This window comes from Pseudemcibacter sp., from assembly GCF_965661635.1.
In the GTDB taxonomy this organism is placed as follows: Bacteria; Pseudomonadota; Alphaproteobacteria; order Sphingomonadales; family Emcibacteraceae; genus Pseudemcibacter.
Window position 1 is genome coordinate 32613 of record NZ_CBFIEP010000005.1, and the last position, 10452, is coordinate 43064.

12 protein-coding genes and 1 pseudogene are annotated in these 10452 nt (G+C 42.7%); 8 read left to right on the forward strand and 5 right to left on the reverse strand.

What is annotated here, in order from left to right; genetic code table 11:
• Window positions 1–5 precede the first annotated feature (5 nt).
• The 6 genes from ACTF6W_RS00425 (at window position 6) to ACTF6W_RS00450 (ending at window position 5885) form a co-directional block, all read left to right on the forward strand.
• Window positions 6–782, forward strand: a complete 777-nt coding sequence (locus tag ACTF6W_RS00425) for an MlaE family ABC transporter permease (protein ID WP_438992563.1) — start codon at window positions 6–8, stop codon at window positions 780–782.
• On the forward strand, window positions 779–1558 hold the full coding sequence (locus ACTF6W_RS00430) for an ABC transporter ATP-binding protein (protein ID WP_438992564.1): 780 nt from the start codon (window positions 779–781) through the stop codon (window positions 1556–1558). Before ACTF6W_RS00425 ends, ACTF6W_RS00430 begins: the two co-directional genes overlap by 4 nt.
• 8 nt (window positions 1559–1566) lie before the next feature.
• On the forward strand, window positions 1567–2940 hold the full coding sequence (gene radA, locus ACTF6W_RS00435; RefSeq protein ID WP_438992565.1) for a DNA repair protein RadA: 1374 nt from the start codon (window positions 1567–1569) through the stop codon (window positions 2938–2940).
• Window positions 2918–3580 (forward strand): CvpA family protein, encoded by a 663-nt coding sequence (locus ACTF6W_RS00440; RefSeq protein WP_438992566.1) that lies wholly within the window; start codon window positions 2918–2920, stop codon window positions 3578–3580. Before radA ends, ACTF6W_RS00440 begins: the two co-directional genes overlap by 23 nt.
• A gap of 68 nt (window positions 3581–3648) precedes the next feature.
• Window positions 3649–5148: an amidophosphoribosyltransferase gene (gene purF / locus ACTF6W_RS00445; RefSeq protein WP_438992567.1), complete on the forward strand. Its 1500-nt coding sequence runs from the start codon at window positions 3649–3651 to the stop codon at window positions 5146–5148.
• Complete coding sequence (locus tag ACTF6W_RS00450) at window positions 5145–5885, forward strand: SDR family NAD(P)-dependent oxidoreductase (protein ID WP_438992568.1); 741 nt, start codon at window positions 5145–5147, stop codon at window positions 5883–5885. The genes purF and ACTF6W_RS00450 overlap by 4 nt, the downstream gene beginning before the upstream one ends.
• On the opposite strand, the gene ACTF6W_RS00455 is transcribed toward ACTF6W_RS00450, so the two are convergent.
• Both ACTF6W_RS00455 and ACTF6W_RS00460 read right to left on the reverse strand, forming a co-directional pair.
• Complete coding sequence (locus ACTF6W_RS00455) at window positions 5882–6295, reverse strand: acyl-CoA thioesterase (protein ID WP_438992569.1); 414 nt, start codon at window positions 6293–6295, stop codon at window positions 5882–5884. The two genes, ACTF6W_RS00450 and ACTF6W_RS00455, sit on opposite strands and share 4 nt — an antisense overlap.
• On the reverse strand, window positions 6282–7226 hold the full coding sequence (locus ACTF6W_RS00460) for a 3-keto-5-aminohexanoate cleavage protein (RefSeq protein ID WP_438992570.1): 945 nt from the start codon (window positions 7224–7226) through the stop codon (window positions 6282–6284). Before ACTF6W_RS00460 ends, ACTF6W_RS00455 begins: the two co-directional genes overlap by 14 nt.
• Before the next feature lie 74 nt (window positions 7227–7300).
• Here ACTF6W_RS00460 and ACTF6W_RS00465 point away from each other — a divergent pair, with 74 nt between their 5' ends.
• Both ACTF6W_RS00465 and ACTF6W_RS00470 read left to right on the forward strand, forming a co-directional pair.
• A complete protein-coding gene (locus ACTF6W_RS00465; protein WP_438992571.1) occupies window positions 7301–8620 on the forward strand; it encodes an aminotransferase family protein in 1320 nt (439 codons plus the stop codon).
• A 1-nt stretch (window position 8621) separates the two neighbouring features.
• Entirely contained in the window at window positions 8622–9641 is a 1020-nt protein-coding gene (locus ACTF6W_RS00470) for a histone deacetylase family protein (RefSeq protein ID WP_438992572.1), read from the forward strand.
• Between the two features lies 1 nt (window position 9642).
• Here ACTF6W_RS00470 and ACTF6W_RS00475 read toward each other — a convergent pair.
• From ACTF6W_RS00475 to ACTF6W_RS00485, 3 genes and pseudogenes are all read right to left on the reverse strand, one after another.
• Window positions 9643–9864, reverse strand: a pseudogene (locus ACTF6W_RS00475) (VOC family protein); the annotation flags it as partial.
• An 18-nt stretch (window positions 9865–9882) separates the two neighbouring features.
• On the reverse strand, window positions 9883–10026 hold the full coding sequence (locus ACTF6W_RS00480; RefSeq protein WP_438992573.1) for a hypothetical protein: 144 nt from the start codon (window positions 10024–10026) through the stop codon (window positions 9883–9885).
• Window positions 10027–10068: 42 nt separating this feature from the next.
• On the reverse strand, window positions 10069–10452 hold a 384-nt coding region (locus ACTF6W_RS00485), incomplete at its 5' end, for a VOC family protein (protein WP_438992574.1).

The following is a 10452-nucleotide window of genomic DNA, read 5'->3' on the forward strand; positions in this document are numbered from 1 at the left end:
ACTTAATGACTTTCTTAGCCGTCATCGGACGGGTCGTCATATCATTTTTAAGAGCAGCAGGTCGAATAGGCCTTTTTGCCGTTAATGCGGTCAAAAATATCTTCTTACCGCCCTTTTATCCACGTGAACTTTTCCGCCAAATGATGAACATTGGTTATTATTCTTTGCCGGTTGTGGGCTTGACCACCCTCTTCACTGGGGCGGCTTTAGCCGTTAATATTTATGAAGGAAGTGCCCGTTTTAATGCGGAAAGCACCCTACCCACTATCGTTGTAATTGGAATTGTTCGGGAACTTGGTCCAACGTTGTGTGGACTTATTGTTGCGGGACGCGTCAGCGCATCAATGGCAGCCGAACTTGGAACAATGCGTGTCACGGAACAAATTGATGCCTTAACCACGTTATCCACCGATCCCTTTAAATATCTTATAGCACCAAGAATACTCGCGACCGTTATTATGATGCCGTTTATGCTCGTGCTTGTGGCGGATACCATTGGTGTGCTTGGTGGTTATTTATTGGCAACAGCAAAGCTCGGGTTCAATAGCGGTAATTACATTAAATCAACCGTTGATTTCCTTGAAGCAATAGACGTGATGGCCAGTATGACCAAAGCCGCGGTTTTTGGATTTTTCATTTCATTAATGGGCTGTTATCACGGATTTAATACGCGCGGCGGCGCTCAAGGCGTGGGTATTTCAACCACTAATGCCGTTGTGTCTGCTTGTATTATGATCTTGTTATCCAATTATATCGTGACGGAGATGTTCTTTTCATCATGAATAATCAGGTTCTAAAAATCAGCCTTAATGGCCTCCATAAACGTTTCGGTGAAAAAATTGTATTGGACGATGTTAATCTTGATGTAATGCCAGGCGAAAGCATGGTGATCATCGGAGGATCCGGTTCTGGTAAATCTGTGACTTTAAAATGCATTTTAGGTCTTCTTACTCCTAACAGTGGCAGCATTAAAATCGACGGACAAGAAATGGTCGGCATTGCTGCGGATGATCGTAAAAGAGTGTTAAATAAATTTGGTATGCTTTTTCAGGGGGCTGCCCTATTTGATAGCCTTCCCGTCTGGGAAAATGTTGCATTCGGTTTATTAGCACAACGTTTACATTCACGCGATGAAGCCAAAGAAATTGCAATTGAAAAATTACGCCGTGTGGGCCTTAGCCCCGATGTTGCAAAATTGAGCCCTGCTGAATTATCAGGAGGAATGCAAAAACGCGTTGGCCTCGCTCGTGCGATTGCTGCAAATCCGGAAATTATCTTTTTTGATGAACCGACAACGGGACTTGATCCGATTATGTCTGATGTTATCAATGAATTGATTGTGGAATGTGTAAAAGATGTTGGCGCAACAGCCCTTACCATTACCCATGATATGTCGAGCGTCCGTAAAATCGCTGATAATGTTTCCATGATTTATCATGGCAATATGATTTGGACAGGACCGAAAGATAAAATCGATCAAAGCGGTAGCGAATATATTGATCAATTTATCAATGGTAAGGCCGAAGGCCCTATCAAGATGGAAATCCTTAAAGGGTAATTCACTTAATGGCGAAAGCAAAACGCATATATGTCTGCAATTCTTGCGGTTCAACTTATTCTAAATGGATGGGCCAATGTGAAGGATGCGGGGAATGGAACAGCTTAACCGAAGAGGCTTCAGAAAATTCACCAACAGGACTCGGAAAAACGGCAAACGCCAAAGGCAATCTAATTGAACTCAGCGCCTTAAAAGGCGAAGACGAAGATTTGCCACGTATGAAGTCAAGCATTAGTGAATTTGATCGCGTTACCGGTGGTGGCCTTGTTCCTGGTTCCGCTATTTTAATCGGGGGTGACCCCGGCATTGGTAAATCAACCATACTGCTTCAAGCCATGAGCAAGCTCGCGGATAACAAAATTAAAACCGTTTATATCTCAGGCGAGGAATCGGTAGCGCAAGTCCGTATGCGCGCTAAAAGGCTCGGTCTTGCGGATAGTGATGTCTCACTTGGCTCTGAAACAAATTTACGTGATATTCTCGCGACCCTTTCCAAGGGTGACTGCCCCAATGTGGTTGTTATAGATAGTATTCAAACAATGTATGCGGATACAATCGAATCTTCCCCCGGTACGGTCTCGCAAGTACGAACCTCCGCACAGGAACTGATCCGTTTTGCAAAAAAACGTAATGTTTGCGTGCTTCTTGTGGGGCATGTCACTAAAGACGGGCAAATCGCAGGGCCCCGCGTTTTGGAACATATGGTTGATACAGTACTTTATTTCGAGGGTGACCGCGGACATCAATTCCGTATCCTTAGAGCGGTGAAAAACCGTTTTGGCGGCACCGATGAAATTGGCGTCTTTGAAATGGGTGAACTCGGCCTTTCCGAAGTTTTAAACCCATCAGCCCTTTTCCTTGGTGATCGTGATGAAGGTGTTGTTGGCTCTGCTGTTTTTGCCGGAATGGAAGGGTCACGCCCTATGCTTGTTGAGGTTCAAGCCCTTGTCGCGCAAAGCTCACTTGCCACACCAAGACGCGCTGTTGTTGGCTGGGATAGTTCTCGTCTCGCGATGATCATTGCCGTTCTTGATGCACGGTGTGGTCTTGGACTTGGCGCATTTGATATATATTTAAATGTAGCAGGTGGATTAAAAATTTCTGAACCTGCCGCTGATCTGGCCGTGGCTGCCGCGCTTATTTCATCATTATCGGGCGACGCCATTGCAGAAGAAACGGTTATTTTCGGTGAAATCGCCCTTTCCGGTGAAATAAGACCCGTCGGCCAGGCAGAGGCAAGATTAAAAGAATCAGAAAAACTCGGCTTCACACAGGCCTTTATTCCGTCAAAAATGAAGTTTAAAAATAAAAAAATTAAAACGGCAGAACTTGACCAATTGATCAAACTTGTGGATATAATTGCACCAAATTTGGGTGATTAGTAAAAAGGATAGAACCATTAACGCTGTAGATATAATAGTTTTATTAATTATCGGTGCTTCGGTGCTTATTGCAATAACACGTGGCTTTACAACTGAAGCCTTAAGTTTAGTAGCATGGGTGGCTGCCCTCTTTATAACCTTACAAGGTCATCCTTATGTATATCCTTATATTGTTGAATTTGTGCAACCTGACTTTATGGCAAGCGTAATTACATATGCGGCTTTAGGTATAATAAGCTTAATTGTCTTGAAATTTATTGCTGGTATGATTGGCCGAACAATAAAAGAAAGCCATATTGGTGCACTAGATCGAGGGTTAGGTGTTCTATTCGGTATTATTAGAGGTATGCTTGTCATCAGTTTTGCATACTTATTAACCACTCCATTTTTTTCAGCTAATGAATATCCTGATATGTTTATGGAAGCGAAATCGCGCCCGCTTGTTGAATATGGTGCTAGTATGCTTAATTCAATGAATCCTTATAAAGATGAAGAATTATTTGAAGAAGGTCACTTTGATGGTCCAATGCTTGATTTTTTTAAAGATCAACTGCCTTCTTTTCCAGATGATGAAACTGGATATGAAGAAGAAAATCGAGATGAACTTGATAAATTGATTAAAGAAAGTTCAAATACGTAAAAAAAGGTTCACAAAAGGGGAAAATACCAATATATAGAAGGCATGTTTACCCTTAATGAGTTGGATTAATGACGGATCATATAAACTCCTCGAATTCTACGCCCTCTCCTTTAACCACGAATCCATTTGATGATGATAAATTCCATGACGAATGTGGTGTTTTTGGTGTTTTTAATACTCCTGAAGCGTCGACCCACTCTGTGCTTGGCCTTCATTCATTGCAGCACCGCGGACAAGAAGCAGCCGGAATTGTAAGTTTCGATAAAGGACAGTTTTTTTCTTATAAATCATTGGGGCATGTGGCGGATAACTTTAACACCCAACCCGTAATCGAATCATTGCCGGGAAATAGCGCCATTGGCCATGTTAGATATTCGACATCTGGGGGCGCAGGTCTTCGAAATGTACAGCCATTATTTGCTGATCTCGCTAGTGGTGGATTTGCCGTTGCACATAACGGAAATTTGACAAATGCTCTTACATTACGCAGACAGCTCGTTGATAAGGGCGCAATTTTCCAATCAACATCGGATTCAGAAGTTGTTATTCATCTTATTGCCACGAGCACGTATCTCAACCTTCAAGATAAATTTATTGACGCAATGCGTAGAATTGAAGGTGCCTTCGCTTTTGTCGCTTTAAGTGAAGATTGCTTAATCGGTGCCCGTGATCCACTTGGAGTACGCCCGCTTGTCTTGGGGCTTTTAAATGATGAAAGTTATATATTCGCGTCTGAAACCTGCGCACTTGATATTATCGGCGCAGAATATGTCCGTGATGTTGAACCCGGTGAAGTTGTAACCATTACGAAAAAAGGATTAAACAGCGTTAAGCCCTTCCCTGAGCAAAGCGCCCGTCCTTGTATTTTTGAACATGTTTATTTCTCACGCCCCGATAGCCTAACGGGCGGTACAAGCGTCTATAAGGTGCGTAAAAACATCGGCCGTGAACTGGCAAAAGAATGTAAGCTTAACGCGGATCTCGTTGTTCCTGTTCCTGATAGTGGCGTGCCAGCTGCAATTGGATATGCGCAAGAGGCAGGTATCCCTTTTGAGCTAGGTATTATACGTAATCATTATGTTGGACGCACATTTATTGAACCTTCCGATACCATTCGCCATTTAGGTGTAAAATTAAAACATAACGCAAACCGCGGTGAACTTGATGGTAAGATCGTCGTGCTTGTGGATGACAGCATCGTTCGCGGTACTACATCCGTTAAAATCGTTGATATGGTGCGTCAAGCGGGTGCTAAAGAAGTGCATATGTATATCGCAAGCCCACCAACAACTGATCCTTGTTATTATGGCGTTGATACACCCGATAAAGATAAGCTTCTCGCTTCCAATATGACTATTGATGAAATGGCGACCCATATTGGCGCTGATAGCCTTAAGTTCATTTCCATTGATGGCCTATATCGCGCGGTTGGTGAAAAAGGGCGTGATAAAGCTTGTCCGCAATATTGCGATGCATGTTTTAGCGGCGAATACCCGACCCCCTTAACCGATAACAACGCATCTGATGATGATAAGCAATTTTCATTACTAACGGACAGCAGAGCATGATTTTAGAAGGAAAAGTCGCCGTTGTAACTGGCGCATCGCGCGGCATCGGAAAAGCCACAGCATTAGCGCTCGCAAAAGAAGGCGCGCATATCATCGCGGTTGCAAGAACCATAGGCGCACTTGAAGCACTTGATGATGAAATTAAAGCGGTATCAGGTAACGCAGCGACATTGGTACCACTTGATATTACCGATTTTGATGCTCTAGATCGTCTAGGCGGTGTCATAATGGAAAAATATGGCAAACTTGATATTTTAATCGCCAACGCTGGGTTTCTGGCTGACATTACACCAGTCAGCCATCTTAAACCAAAAACATTTGATAAACTTATGAATGTCAATGTGACGGCGAATTACCGATTAATCCGTTCGCTTGACCCATTACTTCGCGCCGCTGATCATGGACGTGCCGTTTTTATGGGTTCATCAAATGTTGCGCGAAACCCACGTCATTTTTGGGGTGGATACGCCACAAGCAAAGCAGCACTTGAATGTTTGGTAAAGACCTACGCGCAAGAAATCGAACGATCAAACTTACGGGTCAATATCCTAAATCCCGGGCCGATTAGAACTGCCATGCGTGCTAAAGCGGCACCGGGCGAAGATGCCAGTAAGTTGGACACCCCAGAAGATCTGATGCCTCTGATGATGCAATTATGTTCGCCGGAATTTAATGATAACGGTATCGTTGCTGATTATAAAATGTGGAAAGAAGATAAAAATAATTTCTTCTTTTAATCAACTAAAAATCCAGAGGCTAACTCTTTAAACTCTTCGGTCATTGGTTTTGATTTTCGTTTTTTAAGATCAAAAATTACCGCTTTTTCTTCGCATGTAGATATTAAACTATCATCATCCGCATTAAACATGTAATGCATTGCTGTAAAAGAAGAATTTCCAAGATTTACAATACCGCTTTTGATATAAAACTTACCGCCTTCTCTAATTTCGACGATAAATTTCATATTAAGTTCCAGATCAACAAAACCTTGTTCATCATCAATTTTATATCCACATGCTTTAACGAGTTCATAACTGGCCTCGTCAAAAAGAGCGGTATATACGCGGGTTGTTAAATGCCCCATCTGATCACACATGTCGCCGCTTACTTCATGGCGACCTGTTTCAATTAAATTATTTTGTGGCATTGATCTTGTCCCTCCCTTTTAATTTTAATCTTTCTCTGGCCTCATCTGGTTTAGCGACTAGATATCCAAGCTCTTCAATAATTGCTCTAATCTTACGGACTTGTTCGGCATTATTTTTAGCCAATTGCTTATCAGGCATAATTAAACTATCTTCTAACCCAACGCGCACATTCCCGCCAAGGATTACGGCCATTGTCGCAAGCGGAATTTGCTGTAATCCCGCAGCAAGAACAGAAAATTGATAATTTTCAGGACCCAACAATCGATCAGCTGCCGCCTTCATCGCCATAAGGTTTTCTGGTGTTGCGCCAATGCCACCCATTACCCCGAGCACAAATTGAACATAAAGCGGGCCTTTGACCATTCCTTCTTTGAAATAAAAAGCAAGCGTTTCGATATGACCCATGTCGTAACATTCGAATTCAAATTTTGCGCCTTTATCATTCCCAAGATCGCTAAGGATATTTTCAATATCTTCATAGGTGTTTTGAAATGTGGTTTTTTTAGTCGCATCCAAAAGTGCCGGTTCCCAATCGTGTTTCCACTCAGAAAACCGTTTCTTTAAGGTGAAAATGCCAAAATTCATCGATCCCATGTTAAGTGAACACATTTCCGGCCTGATATGACGCGCAGGCGCTAAGCGCTGATCAAGCGTCATTAATGAACTTCCACCCGTTGAAATATTAAGAACCGCATCTGTAGCTTGATGAATTTGTGGAATAAATCCCATAAAATCATCTATATCCGCACTTGGTTTTCCGGTTTCAGGATCACGCGCATGTAAATGAATGATTGATGCCCCCGCCTCTGCTGCACCAATTGCTGCATCGGCGATCTCTGGCCCTGTTACGGGCAAATGTTCGCTCATGGTCGGCGTATAAATAGATCCTGTCACCGCACATGTGATGATAATATTTTTCTTAGTGGCCATTTTTTTATTTCTTTTCTTAATGATTAAATCATAATGCAATTGAGATATAAATTAGTCAACCAATTGGAAAGAAAATGAAATCGCATCTTTTTTACCAAACCCGTGACCGAAAACCGCTGCTCGATCGTGCAGAAGGTATTTATATGTGGGATCAATCGGGCAAGCGATATATAGATGGATCAAGCGGTGCGATGGTTTCGAACATCGGCCATAGTAATAAAAACGTACTTAATGCCATGAAAACCCAAATGGATAAATCAACATTTGGTTATCGCCTTCATTTTGAAAATGAACCCGCAGAAAAACTTGCCGCGCGTGTCGCTGAACTGAGCCCAGATGGCCATGAAAAGGTCTTTTTCGTTTCCGGCGGTTCAGAAGCCGTTGAAAGTGCAATCAAGTTAGTGCGACAACATGCATTTGCCAAAGGTGAATTAAAGAAATCAAAGGTCATATCACGTTCTCCTTCTTATCACGGGGCAACATTTGGGGCTCTTGCCTTAACATCATACGCACCATTAAATGATCCTTTTGATGCAATGACCATGGATATGCCCCATATTGCCGCACCGACCTGTTATTTGGATCGCGACAACCTCACCATAGAAGAACGTGGCCTTAAATATGCGGAAATGTTAAAAGAAAAAATTATCGAAGAAGGCCCAGAAAACATCCTCGCCTTTATCATGGAACCCATTGGTGGCGCCTCAACGGGGGCTCTCGTCGCGCCAGATATCTATTATTCCCGCATACGTGAAATATGTGACGAGTTTAGTATTTTCCTGATTTATGATGAGGTTATGACGGGCGTGGGACGCACTGGTAAATTCCTTGCCTGTGAACATTGGGACATTAATCCCGATATTATCGCAACCGCAAAAGGCTTCGGTGCAGGCTATGTCCCCTTAGGTGCTATGACGGCAAAACAAGAAATCGTTGACACCGTTTTAAATAGTGGCGGTTTTCAACATGGATATACTTATGCAGGAAATCCAATAGCCTGCGCTGCCGGTCTTGCCGTGATTAATGAAATTTACCAAAATAATCTTATGGCTAATACTTCCGAAATGGGCGCGCGTCTAATTACAGGACTTAACACATTAAAAGAAAAGTATGACTTTATCGGTGATGTGCGCGGCAAAGGGCTTCTGACCGCATTTGAATTTGTCTCAAACCGTGAAACCATGGAACCGCTCCCCTCTGATATCAATGCCCATATCAAATTCGTCAATATGGCATATGATAAAGAGCTTATTATTTATTCGCGCCGCACTCGTATGGGTATTAAGGGTGATCATTTCCTTGTGTGCCCACCTATGATTATAAACGATACTCAAATTGACGATATTCTATCGATATTAGATGACTGCCTTCGCCTCTATTCTAAGGAATTATAATATGAAATGTGTCTTTGCCGACGAACAATTAAAACATGCTCCTAAAAACTTTCTGGTAAATGGGGTGATAACGCCCACACCGGAAAAACCGGAACGTGTTTCTTATTTGATGGACGCTCTTAAAAAAGCCGGGCATTCTGTTGAAAGCCCCCTTGATTATGGGCTTGATCATATTGCCTCTATCCATACGGACCGTTATTTGACTTTTCTTGAAAATGCTTATGAAAGATGGGCACGAATTCCCGGTGCTGCCAAGGAAATTATGCCAAATATACATCCCTTAGATAGGTCAAACGGATATCCAAAATCAGTTGTTGCCCAAGCGGGGTTTCATACGACTGATACATCAGCACCCATTACGCCTGATACATGGGAAAGTTCGCTTTGGGCCGCATGGTCGGCCATTCATGCAAGCGAAATGATTTTATCTGGTGAACGTCATGCTTATGCGTTATGTCGTCCACCAGGTCATCATGCAACAGCGGATACGGCGGGCGGGTTTTGTTACCTTAATAACACGGCAATTGCGACCCAGAACCTTTTAAAAAAATATCCGAAAATCGCTATTCTTGATGTCGATCTTCATCACGGCAACGGTACCCAATCAATTTTTTATGATCTACGCGATGTGCTCACAATTTCTATTCATGCGGATACATCACGCTTTTATCCGTTTTTCTGGGGTTATGAAAATGAATATGGCGAAGGAACCGGCCAAGGATATAATATTAATTACCCCCTTCCCCGTGGCTCTGGTGATGACCCATTTATGGAAAAACTAACACATGCCCTTGACGAAATTGATGATTTTGACGCCGACATGTTGGTTATTGCACTAGGCCTAGACGCCTTTGAAGGCGATCCTTTCGCCGGGCTTTCCATTACCACAAACGGCTATAACCTTATGGCCAAAATGATCGCAGAACGTACTAACACCCCTATCCTCATGGTACAAGAAGGCGGTTATATCTGTGATGAACTTGGTGAAAACCTTATTAGTTTTTTAGGTGGTATTGAGTAATTTATCCGCCCAAATCACCAGTATAATTAAAAGCAGCAAACTTATTGCCATCTGGATCACGAAGATAGCCGATATAAAAGCCCGGTGTTCTTTCGCCTGGATTTCCTTCGCAAGTGGCGCCATTATCAATGGCGGCTTGATAAAATTCATCGACCTGTTCTGGTGACATGGCGTTAAAAGATGTCATAACTCCATTACCAGCACTCGATTCCTGCCCATTAAAGGGAAGGCAGACGGAGAATTATGGTTGATCGGGTGTAACGCTCCAAACGATGAATGTATCACCCTCTAAGCTGCGTTTTGCACCTAATACGCCTAAAACTTTATCATAGAAATTACCCGCTGCTTTTAAGTCGTGGGTACCGACCATTGTATAACCGATCATTTGCTACCTCCCTTTATTAATTCTATTATGATTTAACTGACCTTATAGGTGGTCATCATGGGGGTAATGGTAAGCTGCTAATTTATTGCCGTCAAGGTCACGAAAATAACCGATATAATATCCACCGTCTCGCATTCCTGGCTCACCTTCAGAAGTGGCACCATTTTTTATTGCGCATTCGTAAACTTTATGAACCATTTCTTGAGTGTTCACAGGAAAGGCAATCATAGAACCATTGCCTACGGTTGCTTCATTTCCGTCATAAGGAATACATATAGAAAAAGAAGGGTGATCAGCCGCATCATTCCAAAGGATGAATTTTTCATATTCCATCTTTCTTGTGGCACCCATAGTGCCCAGAACTTTGTCATAAAATGCGGCAGACTTCCCAATGTCTTTGACGCCGACCATCGTATAGCCGATCAT